The sequence below is a fragment of the Curtobacterium sp. MEB011 genome (assembly GCF_030209655.1).
Lineage (GTDB): Bacteria > Actinomycetota > Actinomycetes > Actinomycetales > Microbacteriaceae > Curtobacterium > Curtobacterium poinsettiae.
In genome coordinates, this window is the sequence record NZ_JARVRN010000012.1 from 146,366 (window position 1) to 163,241 (window position 16,876).

The 16,876-nt window shown below is 70.7% G+C and carries 16 protein-coding genes and 4 tRNA genes; 10 read left to right on the forward strand and 10 right to left on the reverse strand.

The window, feature by feature from the left end:
* Positions 1-44 precede the first annotated feature (44 nt).
* The 3 genes from QRN30_RS15520 to QRN30_RS15530 are packed head-to-tail and all read left to right on the forward strand — an operon-like array spanning position 45 to position 1,535.
* Complete coding sequence (locus QRN30_RS15520) at positions 45-683, forward strand: DUF1345 domain-containing protein (protein WP_284761329.1); 639 nt, start codon at positions 45-47, stop codon at positions 681-683.
* Between the two features lie 35 nt (positions 684-718).
* The gene (locus QRN30_RS15525) at positions 719-1,021 is read left to right on the forward strand and encodes a DUF4190 domain-containing protein (protein ID WP_017887409.1); all 303 of its coding nucleotides are present in this window, start codon (positions 719-721) and stop codon (positions 1,019-1,021) included.
* A gap of 16 nt (positions 1,022-1,037) precedes the next feature.
* Positions 1,038-1,535, forward strand: coding sequence for a GNAT family N-acetyltransferase (locus QRN30_RS15530; protein ID WP_284761332.1), 498 nt, complete (start codon positions 1,038-1,040; stop codon positions 1,533-1,535).
* A 3-nt stretch (positions 1,536-1,538) separates the two neighbouring features.
* On the opposite strand, the gene QRN30_RS15535 is transcribed toward QRN30_RS15530, so the two are convergent.
* From QRN30_RS15535 to QRN30_RS15550, 4 genes are all read right to left on the reverse strand, one after another.
* Entirely contained in the window at positions 1,539-2,591 is a 1,053-nt protein-coding gene (locus QRN30_RS15535) for a BLUF domain-containing protein (RefSeq protein WP_259552511.1), read from the reverse strand.
* Between the two features lie 255 nt (positions 2,592-2,846).
* Complete coding sequence (locus tag QRN30_RS15540) at positions 2,847-3,341, reverse strand: hypothetical protein (RefSeq protein WP_259552510.1); 495 nt, start codon at positions 3,339-3,341, stop codon at positions 2,847-2,849.
* A gap of 39 nt (positions 3,342-3,380) precedes the next feature.
* Complete coding sequence (locus tag QRN30_RS15545) at positions 3,381-3,644, reverse strand: hypothetical protein (RefSeq protein ID WP_056068584.1); 264 nt, start codon at positions 3,642-3,644, stop codon at positions 3,381-3,383.
* Positions 3,645-3,677: 33 nt separating this feature from the next.
* On the reverse strand, positions 3,678-3,824 hold the full coding sequence (locus tag QRN30_RS15550; RefSeq protein ID WP_284761334.1) for a hypothetical protein: 147 nt from the start codon (positions 3,822-3,824) through the stop codon (positions 3,678-3,680).
* A 224-nt stretch (positions 3,825-4,048) separates the two neighbouring features.
* Between QRN30_RS15550 and QRN30_RS15555 the strand changes: the two genes are divergently transcribed.
* The gene (locus tag QRN30_RS15555) at positions 4,049-4,444 is read left to right on the forward strand and encodes a hypothetical protein (protein WP_056068582.1); all 396 of its coding nucleotides are present in this window, start codon (positions 4,049-4,051) and stop codon (positions 4,442-4,444) included.
* A gap of 23 nt (positions 4,445-4,467) precedes the next feature.
* On the opposite strand, the gene QRN30_RS15560 is transcribed toward QRN30_RS15555, so the two are convergent.
* Positions 4,468-5,652: an MFS transporter gene (locus QRN30_RS15560; protein ID WP_284761335.1), complete on the reverse strand. Its 1,185-nt coding sequence runs from the start codon at positions 5,650-5,652 to the stop codon at positions 4,468-4,470.
* Between the two features lie 226 nt (positions 5,653-5,878).
* Here QRN30_RS15560 and QRN30_RS15565 point away from each other — a divergent pair, with 226 nt between their 5' ends.
* Positions 5,879-6,340 carry a hypothetical protein gene (locus QRN30_RS15565; protein ID WP_152427273.1) on the forward strand — a complete coding sequence of 154 codons (462 nt, stop codon included), beginning with the start codon at positions 5,879-5,881 and terminating at the stop codon, positions 6,338-6,340.
* A 129-nt stretch (positions 6,341-6,469) separates the two neighbouring features.
* The gene (locus tag QRN30_RS15570; RefSeq protein WP_284761336.1) at positions 6,470-7,393 is read left to right on the forward strand and encodes a hypothetical protein; all 924 of its coding nucleotides are present in this window, start codon (positions 6,470-6,472) and stop codon (positions 7,391-7,393) included.
* Here QRN30_RS15570 and QRN30_RS15575 read toward each other — a convergent pair.
* The 5 genes from QRN30_RS15575 to QRN30_RS15595 all read right to left on the reverse strand — a co-directional run bounded on the left by QRN30_RS15575 (position 7,390) and on the right by QRN30_RS15595 (position 10,413).
* A complete protein-coding gene (locus QRN30_RS15575) occupies positions 7,390-8,364 on the reverse strand; it encodes a DUF6891 domain-containing protein (RefSeq protein WP_284761338.1) in 975 nt (324 codons plus the stop codon). The genes QRN30_RS15570 and QRN30_RS15575 overlap by 4 nt on opposite strands.
* A 146-nt stretch (positions 8,365-8,510) precedes the next feature.
* Entirely contained in the window at positions 8,511-9,656 is a 1,146-nt protein-coding gene (locus tag QRN30_RS15580; RefSeq protein ID WP_140448040.1) for a DUF1963 domain-containing protein, read from the reverse strand.
* Between the two features lie 407 nt (positions 9,657-10,063).
* Positions 10,064-10,138: transfer RNA gene (locus QRN30_RS15585), tRNA-Val, on the reverse strand.
* 47 nt (positions 10,139-10,185) lie between these two features.
* A tRNA-Cys gene (locus QRN30_RS15590) sits at positions 10,186-10,259 on the reverse strand.
* An 82-nt stretch (positions 10,260-10,341) separates the two neighbouring features.
* Positions 10,342-10,413, reverse strand: a tRNA-Gly gene (locus QRN30_RS15595).
* A 215-nt stretch (positions 10,414-10,628) separates the two neighbouring features.
* Between QRN30_RS15595 and QRN30_RS15600 the strand changes: the two genes are divergently transcribed.
* The 4 genes from QRN30_RS15600 (at position 10,629) to QRN30_RS15615 (ending at position 16,532) form a co-directional block, all read left to right on the forward strand.
* A tRNA-Val gene (locus tag QRN30_RS15600) sits at positions 10,629-10,701 on the forward strand.
* A 115-nt stretch (positions 10,702-10,816) separates the two neighbouring features.
* Positions 10,817-12,382, forward strand: a complete 1,566-nt coding sequence (locus tag QRN30_RS15605; RefSeq protein ID WP_284761340.1) for a DUF3375 family protein — start codon at positions 10,817-10,819, stop codon at positions 12,380-12,382.
* Positions 12,379-13,167, forward strand: a complete 789-nt coding sequence (locus tag QRN30_RS15610; protein WP_284761341.1) for a DUF4194 domain-containing protein — start codon at positions 12,379-12,381, stop codon at positions 13,165-13,167. The genes QRN30_RS15605 and QRN30_RS15610 overlap by 4 nt, the downstream gene beginning before the upstream one ends.
* Complete coding sequence (locus QRN30_RS15615; protein WP_262117539.1) at positions 13,164-16,532, forward strand: ATP-binding protein; 3,369 nt, start codon at positions 13,164-13,166, stop codon at positions 16,530-16,532. Before QRN30_RS15610 ends, QRN30_RS15615 begins: the two co-directional genes overlap by 4 nt.
* Positions 16,533-16,876: the final 344 nt, after the last annotated feature.

Consider the following 16,876-nt stretch of genomic DNA (forward strand, 5'->3'; position numbering starts at 1 on the left):
CCACGCAACGGAGCGGAGGAAGGAACGATCATGAGGGCACGACGATGAACGATCGGATTCTCTCCACGCGCCGGGCGCTCGTCACCGTGGGGATCGGGGTCCTGGTCGGGGTCGCGTTGACCCTCACCGGGACTCCGTCCCTCGGGCCGCTCGCGGCCTGGTGCACGGCCGGCCTGATCGCGCTGGTCCAGGTCTGGCACAAGTGCTGGCGCCAGGACGCCGACGGCACCGAGCGTCTCCCCCGCGAGGAGTCCGAGACACGGGTCAGTGACAACGCGATCATCGTGGCCTGTTTCGCGAGTCTCGCCGCCGTTGTGCTGGCGCTGAGCGAAGCCAGCCAGGCGCGAGATCCGGCTTCGGTCGCGGCGGTCATCCTGGGTGTGCTCGGCACGATGGTCGCGTGGGCGTTGGTCAACACGGTCTACGCCCTGAAGTACGCCCGGACCTTCTTCCTCGACCACCGGGGCGGCGGGTTCGACGTCAAGCAGGACGGGCGACCGACCTCCAGCGACTTTGCCTACTTCGCCTTCACGATCGGCATGTCGTACGCGGCACCAGAGGTCGAGCCGGACGACAGTGAGACCCGGCGGAAGGCGTTGCCGCACGCGCTGCTGTCGTACTTCTTCGGAACGGTGCTCATTGCGGTGGCCATCAACCTGGTGACGAACCTCGGTCAGGGGTGAGCGGAGGGATCCTCGTCGACCCTAGGCTGACCGACGTGACCGACCTCGCTCCTGACCAGACCGCGCCGAACGCCGCAGGGTTCCCCGCATCGGCAGCCGTGCCGCTACCGCCCCTCAGCCTGCTCGCGGTGGTGGCGATCGCCCTCGCGTTCGTCGCGCCGATCGGCGGTCTCGTCGTCGGGTTCATCGCGCGCCGCGACGTGCGGCTGACCGGTGAGCGGGGTGACGGCATCGCGTTCGCGGCGATCCTGATCGGGGCGACGCTGACGTTGTTCGGGATCATCGTGCCGCTGTTCCTCGGCGGCGCGGGGATCCTCGACCTGGACCTGCGGCTCTGATCGCTAGCCTTCCGGCATGGGGAACCACGACGGCGCGATGCCCATCCGATCGGCGACGGTCCACGATGCCGGGGCGATCGCCCACGTGCACGCGGCCTCGTGGCGTGAGACCTACGGCCGGTTCGTCGACGATCCGGACACGAACCCGTGGTTCGACGTGGATCGGCGGGTCGACATGTGGCGGTCGATGCTCGCCGGCCCCTCGACGTGCCGGGGCGTGCGTGTTGCGCTGGACGACACCGGCGTCATCGGCTTCGCTGCCGTGCAGCCGACGCCCGGACCCGAGGCCGCCCGACCCGAGGAACTGACGATGCTGTACGTCCTCGCCCGCGCGCACGGAACCGGCACCGGCCAGGCGCTGCTCGACGACGTGCTCGCCGATCGTCCGGCGTCGCTGTGGGTGGCCGCGGACAATCCTCGGGCACACGCCTTCTACCAGCGGAACGGCTTCACGCCCGACGGCGCGGAATCGGCGTTCGTACCGATCCCGCTGACGGTCCGGCTGGTGCGCTGAGGCTCAGTCCGCCACGGGAGCCGACAGGTCCCAGACGGTGTCGGCATTGTACTGCTCGGACCAACCGCGCCGCATCCGGGCGGCGGCGCGGTCGAAGGCGTCGACGACGTCGGTGTCCGGCGTCAGGAGCGCCTGCAGGCGGAGCCCGTCGAACAGTGCGACGAGCTGCTGCGCGCCGCGGATCGGGTCCATGGTCGCGGGCTCACGGCCGGCGTGGACGTCTCGCTGCAGCGCGGTCCGGACCGTCTCGCGGAACTGCAGGTAGGCCGACCGGTAGTAGTCGGCACCGTCGGTGGACGGGTCGGTGGAGACGGCCAGCGTGGCGGCGATCAAGCGCATGAGGGCCGGATCCTCGGCGTGGGCCGCGAGCAGCGCGTGCAGGAACGCCACCGTCCCCCTTTCGCCGGCGAGCGGGAGCAGCGGGGCCGACACTGCCCGGGTCCACCGCATCACGGCGGCAGCGAGCAGCGCGGGCTCGGACGGGAAGAGCTCGAGGATCTCCGCCTGCCGCATCCCCGACCGGGACGCGACGTCCTCGAGCGAGAAGCGTGAGAGTCCACCGTCGTGCAGGACGGCGATGGCGCCGTTGATCGCCCGGGTGCGCGGGACTTCCTCGTCCGCGGCGTTCTGGTTCGTCAGCGGTGCGAGCGGGTGCTTCCGGAACCAGTCCAGCAGCGCACGTGCGCGGGACGCCCCGAACGCCGGGTCGGTCGGACGACCGGCGGTGAACAGGTCGCTGAACCCGGGAACGTCCTGCATCAGCGGGTCGAGCGACTGGAACGCCATCGACCAGTCCGGGAACGAGCGCCGGGCGATCGGCTCGTCGAGCAGCACCCGGACGTTCGTGTGCCGCGGGTCGGCCTGGACCTGGTCGAAGCGCTGCCGGACGACGTCGTCCTCGCCCTCGATGATGCCGATGCAGTTGTCGTCGCGGTGCGCGAGCATGCCCGTGACACCGAGTCGTGTGTTCTTCTCGCGGCCGACCGCCAGGATCTGGGCGAGTTCGGAATCCGTGATCGGACGGGTCTGGGTGCTGGTGTAGACGAGCGATCGCATGGTGCTGCTTCCTGGTCGGACGGTCCCCCGGTGAGTGGGAGGCGCCGCCGTGTCGAACCCGAATCGACTCGACGGCACCTCGTGGTCACCGTAACCAGCGGCGACCACCTTCACTGCGACGCAAGACGGTCCGTGGCTGTCCGGCACCCGGAGGATGCCGACCTCTGAATGGAACCATCCGACGGTCCTCGGCGGTACCCCCACTACGGGGAACGCTCGTTCTCTGGCGGTCGCTCGTGGCGCACGTGGCGCACGTCAGCTCGCTCGGTCGCCTGTTCCAGGCGTCTCGACGATGCGGTCACCCGTCGTCGGGTCCCATCCGACCGTGCGGGGTTCGGCTGCTCGAGGATGCCGTGCATCCCGTGGGAAGAACGGTCGTGCGCTCGGCAGGTAGCTGAGCACCGCCGCGACGACGATGCAGACGGCGTCGACGAGGCTCCGGTCCATGCCGTCGGTGGCGATGGTGATCACCGCGCTGCAGGCGGTCAGCCCGGCGATGATCGCGAGCCAGAGTCGCGCGTTCCCGGAGCCTCGTCCCATCAGCGTCGCAAGCCACAGGAACAGTGCCGACCAGGCGAGGACGAAGAGGAGCCCGAGCGACGCCCCGATGATCGCGCCGCCGGCTTCGCGCATGGACACGACGATGCCGGGCGCCGCGGCCGCGAGGCTGATGACGACGGAAACCCACCAGAGCGCCACGGCGACCGTGACGACCCGCGGTCGCGTGCGCTGTTCGGTGCGCTGTTCCATCAGGTGCTCCCCCGTCGTGCCGGATCCGGCACGACGATCCTACGGTGACGGCTGACGCACTCCGGCCATGCGCGATCGGCGGAGGATGACCAGTCCCACGGTCAGTCCGGCTGCGAGTAAGGCGAAGGTCAGGAACGACGCGAACCCGATCGTCACCAGCCGGTCGTGCGGCGCACCGACACCCAGGAGCAGCCGAAGCGTGAGCAACGGCACCACGACGGCGGCCGTCCACGAGGCGATCACCAACACCGAGAGCAAGATGACCGCGCCCCGGTGCGGAGCCGTCCCGGGGGCGTTGGTCATGCGACCATCCAACCAGTGGCCTGGTGCGAGCCCCTAGGGGCGGTAGTCCTCCCGACGTGGTGGGACCTGCGCCGCGTGTGAGTCGGTGAACGGCTTTGCGCCCCGCATCCCACCCAGCGTCTTGGCGACCGTCGTCAGCAACCAGCCCAGCCCCCGTGCCGCGGCGCTCAAGATCTTCATGGTGCCCCCTCGTCGGACCGACCTGCGGTGTCGGACTCTTCCCGTCACACCGTACGCGGAAGGCCGTGCCCCCGCCAGGGACGGCAGACTCTCGGGCCCGTCGTCGATCGTCGTCGCGCATAGGCTGGACGCCCGACCGGGGAGGAGCCGCGATGCCGGTGGTCCGCGAGCGAGTGCCGTTGTGGCGCACGCCCTGGTGGCACCCTCGCCGCTGGGAAGCGCGCATGTGGGTGCTGCTCGTCGCTGCTGCTGCTGGCGGCGTCCTCCGCGAAGTGGCGCATCCGTTCTACGACGACGGGGTCGAGGCGATCGTGAACTGGCTCGGCCTCTGCATCCCGGGATGTGTGATCGCGTACGTCGTGGTCGGTCGGTGGAAGAAGGGTCTCACCACGCTGTGGAAGCCGTCCTGGCGCGAGCTCCGACGGATCCTGGTCGCGGCACCGCTCGGGGTGCTGGCCCTGCGGCTGCTCATCGAGGACGACGACGCGTGGTTGTGGCTGCTCGCCGGGGTGTCCGCCGCGCTGCTCGCGCTCGCAGTGGCTCGCTGGGTCGCTGCCCACCGCGATCGTCGACGTCGGACGAATGCGTACGGGACGGTGTCCGCTGACCCCTACGCGTAGCTCCCGATGGGGTTCGTCGATCCCTACGCGTCCTGTGCCGAGCCGGTCTTCGACGGCAACCGCGATGCCACGAGCGTCCCGACCAGCGCCACCACCGCGAAGGCCGCGAACCCGAACGGCAGCCCGATCGCGCTGCCGACACCACCGACGACGAGCGGTCCGACGGCGTCCCCGGTCTCGCGCCCGAGCTCCGCGGAGCCCATGGTGCGACCGAACCGATCCGGCGGAGTCGTCCCGGCGAGGTGCGCGAACGCAACGGGCGTCAGCGTGGCGACACCGGCCCCGGCGAGCAGGGCCGCAATGAAGACGGCCACCACCGAGGGTGCCACGGCGACCACCAGGAAGGCCGCGGCAACCGCGGCCGTCCCGGCCACACCCGCGACCCCGGTACCGAGGCGCCCGGCGTCGTGCAGTCGACCGGCGACGGGCTGCACGAGCGACGACGTCACGGCGAGGACGGCGACCGCGAGCGTCGAAACCAGGAGCGGGATGCCGGCCTCGGTGCCGAGCGCCGGGAGCATCCCGGTCAGCGCGCCGATCGCAGCGCTGCCGACGGCCAGCACGACGACCGGGATCAGGAACTGGCGGTCCGTGGCCGCTCGGACCATCACGGCGAGCGTGGCCCGCTGCCGGGGCAGGGGCACGATCGGCTCGACGGCGACGAACACCGCCACCGCGGTCACCAGGGCCATCACGACGAGGATCCCGAAGAGCCACTGCGTGCTGCCGAACTGCACCACGAGTGCACCGATGACCGGTCCCCCGGCGTAGCCGAGACCCTTCCACGAGCCGTACCGACCGAAGTACGTCCCCCGACGGTTCGCCGGCACGAGACGGGCGACCGCGGCGGACGATGCCGGCGAGAACGCGGAGGCGCCGGCACCCTGCAGCAGACGCGCGAGGCCGAGCCAGAACGGTCCGGTCCCGAAGACGCCGATGAGTGAGGCCGCTGCGAACACGACGAGTCCGCCGACGATCACCGGTCGCGGCCCGATGCGGTCGGACAGTGCGCCGAAGACCGGCTTGAGGACGAGTTCGGCGACGTCGTAGAGCGCCAGGAAGAGCCCGAGCCACGCGAGCGTCAGGCCGAGTTCGAGGTGCTCGCCGCCGACCGCTGCGGCGATGCTGTTTGCCCCGAAGGCGGTCACGAACCCTGCGGCGTACAGCGGCGCGAGCCGAGGGGCAGTGGTCGTCGACGGGGCGGTCACGTGCTCACCTTGGCCGACCACGGGCCGGACCGCCAACGCTCACGATCATTCCTCGTGACTGCGTGACGCTCTGCCTCGTCCACGATCGGCCATCCCTTCGCCGGTGTGTCTGCGGTGTCCACGGGGTGGCGCAGCCTCGGATCAAGCGTGTCGAAACCCTCACTGTTCGGCCTCGATCGACATGACGTTGACGAATCGTCAGCGACCGCGACGCATGATGGGTGGCATGAAACAGTGGACTTCCGCAGAGACCACCGAGCTCATCGTCAAGAGCTGGTTGTGGATGACGCTCCTCACCGCGCCGGTCGCCACCGTCATCGCCGTCGCGTGGTGGAACCCCATCGCCCTCTCCCTCTTCGTGCCGGCCTCGCTCATCTTCACCGGCATCGGAGCAGCCATCGGCGGCATCGCCTCCATCCCCTTCTCCCACGGACTCGGCCGAGCCCTGATGCGAGTCCGGAGCCGCCTCGTCCATGCCATCGCACACTCCCTGCTCGCCGGCGCGCTCGCGGCAGCCTGCCTCGCGCTCTTCCTCGTCATGAACGATGGGGACGACCTCTCGACGTGGCCGCTCATCGCGTCCGTAGCCGCCGGCATCGCCGCGGCGATCGCACGGTGGCGGCTCGACCGCACCAGGACGACGGCAGAGCCGACAGCAGCGGACGTCGTCGACGACGCCGGGGCCTAGCCGGACCACGACCAGCGCCCGTCGGGACTGTCAACGGGAAAGAGGGGTGTCGGCGCCGGTGCCGGGGGATGTACTCGAGTTCGTCTGAGGTGGCGACGGCCACGTCCGACCGGTCGATAGGGTCGGTTCGTGGGGAACTCCGTGACGCTGAACGTGCTGGCCGCTCCGTCGACGACGGCGGGAGACGACCCGGCTGTCCGCGCCGGCGAGGTCGACCTGGACGCGGTCACCGGTGAGTGGGAAGTGCAGTGGCTCCTGCCGTTCCTGTGGATGGGGCTCGTTCCCGAACCCTGGTTTGCAGCGCACGCTGACCGGCTCCTCGCAGCGCTTGCAGCTGGTGAAGACGAGAGCCCGGGCCTCACCGATGTCGTCGTGCCCTGGCCCACCGCTGCTGAGGCGTTCCGAACGCGGCTGCCAGCGGTGGTCGCCGTGTGGCCGGAGTTCGCTGAGCCCGCGAACCGGTTCCTCTCGGATGTCACCTCGGTGGCGGAGCGGACAACGAACCCCGTCATCCGACTGCAACTCGACGAGCTGGTCACGGCGTCGTGGGGCGATGAAACGGAACTCAGCCGGTACGTCGCCGACGTCCTCGCTGACGCGGACCAATGGGACGACCCTCGACGGACCGCTGAGGGTCGGGTGTCCGACTTCCACCGGGCAGCGACAGCAGACGAGCCAGGCCGGTCGTTCCTGCTCGGTGGTGAATGGATGTACGGCGGGTCTTCGTTGCCGCGTGACGAACCGGTGCCGTTGCCGGCTCCGAGCCGGGCGGCACCATCCGCGCCGCACGATGCACGCGTCGACCGTCAGGCGGAGACGCCTCGGGTGCCGAGACCTTCGTGGATCAACGAGCGGCAGTGGGCCGGCCGCTACGGGATCCATGGTGAGGACCTCTGGCAGGTCGCGGCCTCGGCCGCAGCTCGGAAGGCCCGAGCGCAGGCGAACGTGTGGCCGTGGCACTGGATGGTGGCGATCGCGGTGACGTTCGCAGTCGTCCTCGTCAGCGTTGCTGCGATGTGGGGGCGTGCTGCTGGTCGAGCTCGCCGAAGCTAGCGCAGCGGACGTCGCTGGGTCGACCGGGCGGTGCTGATGAACCGGTCGAGTGCGTCGCCGACGTCGTCGTGCCAGGAGCCGTCGGACCAGGCGCCGGCTTTCTCGTCGGTTGCCCAGACGTGCCAGCGGTCACCCTCTTCGTCAAGCGCTGTCGCGTCGGCGGTTCCCCGCTCGCCGGGCCAGAGGACCCGCAGGCGTTCGTCGGCGACCACCGCGCGGGCTTCGTCCAGGTCGGTGAACGGCAGCGGTTTCCGCCAATGGTCGATGACGACGCCGATGCGCTTGCTGGGGGTGCCGTCCCAGTCGATGTCGAGTCCTCGGTCGGAGAGGACGCTGGCGACCCGTTCCCCTGCGGTGAGCTGGGAGCGTTCGTTGACGGCTGCTTCACCGCGGGTGGAGAGCATCGACTTCGCGACCAGGTCGGGGTCGATGTCAGGCGCTGGGTGGAACGACCCGTACGCGAGGCGCAGAACGCACCGTTCCAGGGCGAGCCCGTCCGTGTCCTGCTCATGGAAGAACACGTACGCCCACTCTCGCTGTCCGTCGGGCGCTGTCTGGTCCGGTGTTCGCCGGTCACGCGCTTCCAGGAACCCGTCGCTCTGGTCGACGCCGAGGTTCATCCCGGTGACGAAGCCGTCACGGGCGAGCTCCGCGAAGGCGAACTGGAGACGGTCGTACTGGCTGCTGCGCCAGTCCCAGGTTGCCTCCTCCTGCCGGCGTGCATCCCAGATGAGCCGGGTGCGCGCGAGGACGGTGCGGCGGAACTCGTCAACGTCCGGTACGTCGTCCTCGTACCATTCGACGACTGTCTCGACGACGTCGTCGAAGCGGCGGAACCCGGGCAGCATCTGCTCGGTGACCGTTTCGTCGATCATCTGCTCGTCGGGTTCGACCTCGTCGAGGATGTCGTAGTCGGTCTGGTCGATGCTGTCGTCCGGCTTCCGCCGCCGCCACTTGTCGAAGATCCCCACGGACGGATCCTATGCGGCGCCGGTGTCGCGCCGCCGGGACGCGGACCGGTCCGGGAGTCTGGTGCAGCAGCTCGAGGTCCTGCACCGGCAGGCCGGTGACGCTGGCTCGAGACGGTCGACCGGAGCGGAATCTTGCGGTTCGCGGTCTACGTCTGCGTGAGGACCTTCGCGTGACCGTGGCCGTCGGCGAAGACGTACGCGGATCCGCCGCCGAAGTTCACGCCGAGGGGGTCCTCGTCGAGCATCGCGACGAACCGGTATCCGTCCGGAGTCTCGTCGTTCTGGATCCACGCCGGTCTCCCGCCCCACTGGCCGGCGACGGTGACACCGTCGGCGCGCGCCTCGGCCAACGCGTCGGAGTAGTCGTCCGCGGCTGCCTGGTGCACGCCGAGGAGCCACGGTGCACCGGCCATCACGGCGGTGCCGGACGATGATGCCGGCCGTCCGGCCGGGTGCAGGTCGCGTCCACCGACGACGATGGCAGCGTTGCACCCGGCGTCCGGGTCCCAGGACGGGCAGGAGCCCGGGTCTGCCTGGCAGATGAAGACGAGGATGAGGCTGCCGTCGTGCTCGAGCTGCGCGGTGAACTGCATCGGCTCGTGGTGTTCAGCGCACGTCGGCCAGTCGAAGCCGTCGGGAACGCTGGGCTGCCCGCCGAGTCGTGAGGACACCAACGGTGCGGTGAGGTCCGACCGGTACGCGCCGAGGAGCCGAACACCGGCTCGGGTTCGACGTACTGCGACAGCGTCGTGACTCCGGGTCGACGACGACGCGGCGCTGAGGCGGATGCTCTCCGGCGTGCCGCTGCGGATGGCGGCGACGACGAAGGACGGGTCGTCGGTGGGGAGGTCCCATCGCAGGAGGGACTGGTAGGGCTCCTTCCCTGTCCCGGTGTACGGGGCAGGGCCGTTGTCCTCCGCCAGGAGCATCCGCTCGACCTGCCAGGCGTCCAGGAGTGGGTACCCGGCGCCAGTTGCCTCGGAGACGATCCGGGTTGCGGTTCGCCGAGCGATCGCCTGCCGGCGCTGGCGGCCGCTCCGGTACAGGACGAAATGGAGCAGGTGCGCGACGATGGGGAACGGGAGCACCCACACGGCCGCGAGGAGGGACGACTCGCTCTGACTGCGGTAGTCGAACGCGTCGTAGTACACGGAGAGGGCGATGTAGGCGATGACGCCGAAGGTGTACACGAGTGTGTACACGGCGCCGAACACCCGCAGGCCCGGCGGGGTGCGCACCGCAGCAGCAGCGCTGGTGTCGATGATGACGTCCGGCGGCAGATCCGCTGTCAACGGCGGGGACCGAGCGTGTGACGCGAGACGACGGCGGAGACTGCCACGCCGACGAACGATGCGGCGGCGTGTGCACCGGTGAGGACACCCGCGGACGGACGGTGTCGGTGTGGACGGTACGTGCTCATGCTGCTCCCCCGAGAGTGCTGTCCCTCCACGCTACCGCCATGCCGGTGGTCGCCTGCCCACCCCACTCGAGCGGTTCACCCACGCAGTCGCTGGTCAGATGTCGGGGAGGAACGGGCCGACACGAGCACAACGGCTCGAGTCGGACCGATGCAGCGAAGACCGCCGACGGGGTCGCCGTCGCCGGATCCGTGCCGGGTCCGCGGACCGGTCCGTCCGGCCACCTCCGGAACGAAGAAAGCCCCCGACCGGACCTGGTGGTCCTGCCGGGGGCTTCGTGGTGGTGGGCGATACTGGGATCGAACCAGTGACCTCTTCCGTGTCAGGGAAGCGCGCTACCGCTGCGCCAATCGCCCAAGTCCCTGCGTGGACCGGAGTCCATCAAGGTCTTGGAGGGTGGATCTGGAGGTGGGGACGGGATTCGAACCCGCGTGGACGGCTTTGCAGGCCGCTGCCTAGCCTCTCGGCCACCCCACCATCGAGGTTCACGTCTCCGTGAGTACCCGAACGGTGGGATACCCTCTGGTGAGTCGCGGGCCTTCGAGAAGACCCACACTCGAGCGGATGACGAGATTCGAACTCGCGACCCTCACCTTGGCAAGGTGATGCGCTACCACTGCGCCACATCCGCACTTGTCGTTCCGCTGTCGCGGCGACGACGTAAACTCTATACGCACCGGGGCACTTCCACCAAAATCCTTCCCGTTCACCGGGCGTGTCCCCCGAGTTCATGCGGATCGGGGCGGTTCGGCACCCCCTGCGGACAGCGCGCCACACCCGGGCCGCGCGATGTGTTCGATGCGTCGCCGGACTTCCGCTAGTATCGATCCGCACGAACAGTGCAGGGGGCGATTGGCGCAGTTGGTAGCGCGCTTCGTTCACACCGAAGAGGTCATCAGTTCGAGTCTGGTATCGCCCACACAGCAACACGAACACCACTGACAAGAGCCCGACGCAGCAGCGTCGGGCTCTTGTCATCTCATCAGGCCGCAGCACGCGGGCCAGACCACCAGCACGATCGGACGAAGGGGCGCATGACCGACGTCGACCTCGAGTTCGCCCGGGTCCGAGCGGTCCTCGACCGTCCGACCCTGCGGCTCATGTCCCGGCCGACCAGCGCCACGGTCCTCGCCGTGTTCCGCACGGTCTTCGACCGCGACGTGCAGTACGTCCCCGCCGACCGCATGCACCTGCAGGTCGAGGAGCACGTCGCGCGCCTGCAGGCAGCGGGTGCCCGCGTGCCCGCCAGCGACCAGGCGGTGCCGACGGCCAGTAGACAAGCCGACACCGAACAGTCCGACGGTGAGCAGGAGGCCCGCCCGAACGGCCGCGCCCTGTGCCGCGAGTGGGTCGGCGCCCAGTGGCTCGTCCGCTCGAACTCCCCCGACGGCGACGAGCAGTACTCCCTGACGAGCCACGCGCTCGAAGCGCTGAGCCTCGTCGACGCCCTGTCGGCCGACCGCGCCCTGATCAGCGAGAGCCGGCTGGCGATGATCGTCGACGCGGTGCACCGGTGGGCGGCCCGGGCCGAACCCGACCCCGACGTGCAGATCCGCCGGATCGACGCCCAGATCGCCGAGCTGCAGTCCGAGCGTGCACGCCTGGAGCACGGTGACGACGTCGTGGCGGTGGACGACGACCGGATGCGCGACGGGTACACCAACATCTCCGACCTGATCCGGCAGCTCCCGAGCGACTTCAAGCGCGTGGAAGAGGCGGTCGCGACGATGCACCGCTCGATCGTCGAGGACTTCCGGCAAGAGGTCCGCCCCATCGGCGAGATCCTCGACGACTACCTGGCGCGCACCGACAACCTGATGGAAGCGACGCCCGAGGGCCGTGCCTTCGAGGGCGCCTTCGAACTGCTGCGCGACGACGCACTGCTCCTGCGGCTCCGCGATGACATCGCGACGATCCTGGCGCACCCGTTCGCGCAGGGCCTCGGCGCCGGCGAGCGTCGAGCCTTCCGCAACACCGTGACGATCCTGCGCCAGGGCATCGAGGACGTGCTCGCCCAGCGCCGTCAGCTCACCGCCACGCTCCGCGACCAGATCGTCGCCCACGACGTGGTGCGCGACCGCGAGCTCGACGCCGTGCTCCGCTCGATCAACCGCGGCCTCGCCGCCCTGATGGACCAGGGCGGCGCGCGTGACCGGATCCCGCTGCCGCTCCTGCCGGCTGCCGCCGAGGTCGGCACGCTGCGCGAGCGCTTCTACGATCCGGACGCCGAGTCCGTACCGCCGCCCATCGAGGAGCCCGACGACGACGTCTTCGAGGACCTCGACGTCGAGATGCTCCGCAAGCACGGCGGGCCGCTGCTGACCGAGCTGCGCGCGGCGCTGCGCTTCGCCGAGGCCGACTCCAGCGTCGATGCGTTCCACGGGCTGCCACCCGAGCAGCGCCGGCCGGTCGAGCTGTTCGGCCTCGCGCACCTGCTGACGGGGCACGAGGACTTCGAGTCGGCCGCCCACGTCGCCGAGCACCGGACGGTGCGTCCCGACGGCACCGCGATCACCTTCCAGATGCCCACCGCTGCGCTCGACGACGAGCGCACTCCGGTCGGCGACGCACACGACGAGAACGCACAGGAGGCACGGTGAGCGACACGACGCCGGCACCGGTCGACGACACGGTCCCCTACGACGACCCCGCATCCGTGATGCAGGACGACGAGCGTGACGAGTCCAGCTTCGCCCTCTTCGAGGGCGACGAGGGCCGGCTCGACGAGCACCAGCGGCGCGCCCTGGTGGCGCTGCTCCGGCACTCGTACGTCAGCTCCCGCACGCACCCCGACGAGTGGCGTGCCGTGCTCGACGCCGAGTACCAGCTGCGGTCGCGCCTGAACGACCTGTTCCTCGAGCTGCACGTCGACCGTGACCGCGAGGTCGCCTGGAAGCGCCAGGCCCGGTCGGAGAGCCAGCGCCGTACGTTCCCGACCCTGCTCCGCGACCTGCCGTACACCCGCGAGGAGACGATCGTCCTCGTCTACCTGCGGATGCGTCTGCGCGCCGACGCCCGACCGGGCCCGGACCAGGTCGTCGTCGACCGCTCCGAGATCCTCGGGCACGTGGCGGGCTTCCGTCCGGCGACCGCGACGGACCGCACCCGCGACGAGGGCCGGGTCGCGAAGGCGATCGAGCGCCTCGTGACGGCGCGCATCCTGATCCGCACGTCAGACCCGGACCGCTTCCGGGTGGCGAGCGTCGTCGAGGTGCTGCTCCCCCTGGAGCGCTTGCTCGAACTGGACGCCTGGTTGCGGACCACCACCACACAGGACGAGGCGACCGCCCCGGGCGGCGAGCCGACCGACGGGGACGACCCGGGCCTCCCGGCAGACGGCGAAGCCGAGACCGACACCGACGACGAAGGCGAGACGGAAGCGTGACCGACACGTTCGAGATCCCGGCGCTCTTCGACACGGTCGCGCAGTGGCGCGCCGAGTCGATGCAGGTCGTCAACTGGGGTGGGTTCCACGGCCACCGGCAGGTCGAACTGTCCGGCACGGCGACGCTCATCTCCGGTGCCTCGGGCACCGGCAAGTCCACGCTGATGGACGCCTACCTGGCCGTGATGATGCCGTCCGACGTGCCGTTCAACGGCGCCTCGAACGACGCCACCACCGGCCGCGCCCGCAGCGCTGACCAGCGCAACCTGCTCACGTACCTGCGCGGCAAGGTCGACACCCGGCGCGACCCGGAGACCGGCAGCCTGCGCGACGTGAACCTGCGCGGCGACGACCAGACCACGTGGGGTGCGGCGGCGGTCACGTTCCGGAACGACGACGAGCGACGCTTCACGGTGCTGCGTGCGTACATCGTGCCGAAGCGCGCCCGCGGGGTCGGCGACATCCAGATGACCATGGCGACGGTCGACGACACCTTCGACCTGCGCCGGCTCGAGGAGTTCGTGCCGTCGCGGTTCCACCACCTCGAGCTGACCGGCCGCGTGCCGGGGCTCGTCATCCGCGACACCTACCAGGAGCTCGCGTACACGCTGCAGACGCGGCTCGGCATCGGTGACTCCGGTGGCGGCAACCGGGCGATGCGCCTGCTCGCGCGGATCCAGGCCGGCCAGCACCTGCCGACGGTCGACGCGCTGTACAAGTCGCTCGTGCTCGAGACCCCCGGCACGTACGAGGCGGCCGACCGGGCGCTCGCGCACTTCTCCGCCCTCGACGAGGCGTACGAGGCGATGGACACCGAGGAGCGCAAGGTCCGCATCCTCTCCCCCATCACCGACCTGCACGACGAGATCTCGCGCGCGACCGAGGCCGCAGCGGCCCTGGACGGCATCGCCACCGGTGCCGAGGTGTCGCCGTTCGCGCACTGGACGGCCTCGCGGAAGCGTGACCTGCTCGACGCCGAGGTGTCGCGCAACGCCCGCGAGCGCACGGCATCGCGCGCCGAGGTGGCCGCGGCTGAAGCCCGGCACGCCGCCGTCGAGATCGAGCTGCGCGACGCCGAGGCCCGACTCCGCGACCAGGGCGGCAACGCGCTCGCCCAGCTCGAGGACCGCATCGAGCGGCTCACCCGGGAGCGCGACGGGGTCGTCCGGACCCGGGCGACGTTCGACGAACGGACCGCCGTGCTGGGCACGTCCGTCGCGACCGAGGCCGACTTCACTGCCGCGCAGCGCAGCTCGCACGAGTTCCTCGGGTCGTACGCCGACGCCCGCACCGCGCTCGATGAGCGGCGCGACGCCCTGACCCGCGAGGAGTACCCGCTCCTCGACCGCGAACGGTCCCTGCGGCAGGAGCGCCAGTCGCTCGAGCACCGGCAAGGCGCCATGCCGCTGCCGATGCACGAGGCCCGGCTCGCGATGGCGCGTGCCGCCGGCATCGACCCGGCCGAGCTGCCCTTCGTGGCGGAGCTGCTCGACGTGCTGCCCGGCGAGGAGCGCTGGCGCACGGCCATCGAGTCCGTCCTGGCGCCCGTCGCCCGCACGCTGCTCGTCGACCAGGACCGCCTCGGCGACTTCAGCGAGGCGATCGACGCACTTCGCCTGCCCGTTCGCGTGCAGTTCGAGGGTGTGCCGACCGGCCCGCACCTCGACCTCGACGGCGACCCGGCCATGGTGTCCGGCAAGCTCGCCATCAAGCCGTCGCCGTTCAGTACCTGGGTGCGCGAGCGGATCGAGTCCGACCGCACCGATGCACGCTGTGTGGCCTCGGCATCGGACCTGGGCGGCGGTGGCCGCCGGGTCACCGAGTCCGGGCAGCTGCGCGACGGCCGTCGTGGCGCGCACGGTGACCGCCGGCAGTCGAACGTCATCGGGTTCACGAACGAGGCCCGTGTCGCCGCGGTCGAGCAGGAGCTCGCCTCGATCGCCGAGGACCTCGCGACGCTCGAGGCACGCCGCACCGACGTCGCACAGGACCTCACCGCGCTCGACGTGCTCCGCGCCGCCCACCAGCACGTGGTCGACGCCACGTGGGCCGCGATCGACGTCGACGGGTTGGGCGCCTCCCTCGCCCGGCTCGACGAGGAACGGCAGGCACTGCTCGCCGCCGACGACGGCCTCCGGACGCTCCGGGCCTCGGTCGCGCGGCTGCGCAAGTCGCTGGACGAGGCTGCCGACCGCCGCTCCGCCGCACGGCTGTCCGTGCAGCGGCTCGAGGAGCGCCACGCGGTGCTCGTCGACGGCCAGGACGCCGCCGCCGAGATCCTGGAGCGCTTCGAGTCCTCGCCCGGTTCGCTGCCGGACGACCAGCAGTCCCGTCTGCTCGAGGAGACCTTCGAGGAGATCGGTGCGCCGGACGGCGTCGACGGGTTCGACGACGCCACCCGACGGCTGAAGCGCCGGCTCGAGGAGCGGCTCACGCAGGCGCTCGACGGTGCCGCGGCGGCCTCGACCTCGTTGACGCTGACGTTCCAGCGGTACCAGGATGCCTGGCCCGACCCGAACCTCGGCACCGGCGTCGCGTCGTACCCCGATTACCACGCGATCCTCGACCAGATCGTGGCGACCGGCCTGCACGCCCGTCGGAGCGAGTGGCGTCGACGCCTGTCGCAGTGGAGCGGCGAGGACCTCGTCCCGCTCGCCGGCGCCTTCGACCGCGCCGTCGTCGAGATCGAGGAACGTCTCGAACCGGTCAACGAGATCCTGCGCGAGCTGCCGTTCGGCGCGAACCGGGACCGTCTGAAGATCCAGATCCGCCGGGTCACCCGCGAGGACGTCACCGCGTTCCGCCGCGAGCTCCGCGCCCTGTCCGCCTCGGTCGACACCGAGCTGACCGACGACGTGCTCGAGACCCGGTTCCGACGGCTCCGGCGCTTCATGGCCGTCATCCGGCCCGACCCGGACGCCGCCCGTGGCCGCACCACCCAGCGCGACGCGGTGCTCGACGTCCGGCGGCACATGGAGATCACGGCGGTCCGGTACGACACCGACGGCAACGACCTCGGCGTGTACTCGTCGCTCGGTGACAAGTCCGGTGGTGAGACGCAGGAGCTCGTGGCGTTCATCGTCGGCGCCGCGCTGCGCTACCAGCTCGGTGACGAGACCCGTCCCCGGCCCCGGTTCGCGCCGGTGTTCCTCGACGAGGCGTTCATCAAGGCGGACTCGGAGTTCGCCGGCCGTGCCGTCACCGCGTGGCTCCGGCTCGGGTTCCAGCTCGTCGTGAGCGCGCCGCTCGACAAGGTCACGGCGCTCGAACCGTCGATGGAGCGGCTGCTGTCGATGCGGAAGCACCCCGAGACGGGCCACTCCTCCGTCACCGAGATCGCCCGGGTGGAGCCGGCAGCCGTCTGACGCGGGCGGGGGTGGTCGCGGGGTGGTCGCGGGCTGGTCGCAACACCCCGCTCAGGTTGGCCGAGTGGTCACGAAGTGACGCCTGGCGGCGCCGCCGCCGACAGTTGGTGACCAATCGCCGCGATGCCGACGGGGTGTCCTGACCACCCGGCGGGGTGTCCTGGGGTCACGATGACGGTCTGGAGGCGCGGCGCGGGCCCGCCACGCACCTCCCGGCCGCTGGTGGGCAGGTCACAACACCCCGCTCACCTTCGCGCGCTGGTCACAAACCGTCGGATGGAGGCCGCGTCGCCGACAGTTGGTGACCAATCGCCGCGATGCCGACGGGGTGTCCTGACCACCCG

Excerpts from the sequence above, each read along its gene's own strand:
- QRN30_RS15540 (WP_259552510.1), bottom strand. The coding sequence starts at position 3,341 with ATGGAACAGCGCACCGAACAGCGCACGCGACCGCGGGTCGTCACGGTC.
- QRN30_RS15605 (WP_284761340.1), top strand. The coding sequence starts at position 10,817 with ATGACCGACGTCGACCTCGAGTTCGCCCGGGTCCGAGCGGTCCTCGAC.
- QRN30_RS15520 (WP_284761329.1), top strand. The coding sequence starts at position 45 with ATGAACGATCGGATTCTCTCCACGCGCCGGGCGCTCGTCACCGTGGGG.
- QRN30_RS15530 (WP_284761332.1), top strand. The coding sequence starts at position 1,038 with ATGGGGAACCACGACGGCGCGATGCCCATCCGATCGGCGACGGTCCAC.
- QRN30_RS15555 (WP_056068582.1), top strand. The coding sequence starts at position 4,049 with ATGTGGGTGCTGCTCGTCGCTGCTGCTGCTGGCGGCGTCCTCCGCGAA.
- QRN30_RS15550 (WP_284761334.1), bottom strand. The coding sequence starts at position 3,824 with ATGAAGATCTTGAGCGCCGCGGCACGGGGGCTGGGCTGGTTGCTGACG.
- QRN30_RS15545 (WP_056068584.1), bottom strand. The coding sequence starts at position 3,644 with ATGACCAACGCCCCCGGGACGGCTCCGCACCGGGGCGCGGTCATCTTG.
- QRN30_RS15535 (WP_259552511.1), bottom strand. The coding sequence starts at position 2,591 with ATGCGATCGCTCGTCTACACCAGCACCCAGACCCGTCCGATCACGGAT.
- QRN30_RS15565 (WP_152427273.1), top strand. The coding sequence starts at position 5,879 with ATGAAACAGTGGACTTCCGCAGAGACCACCGAGCTCATCGTCAAGAGC.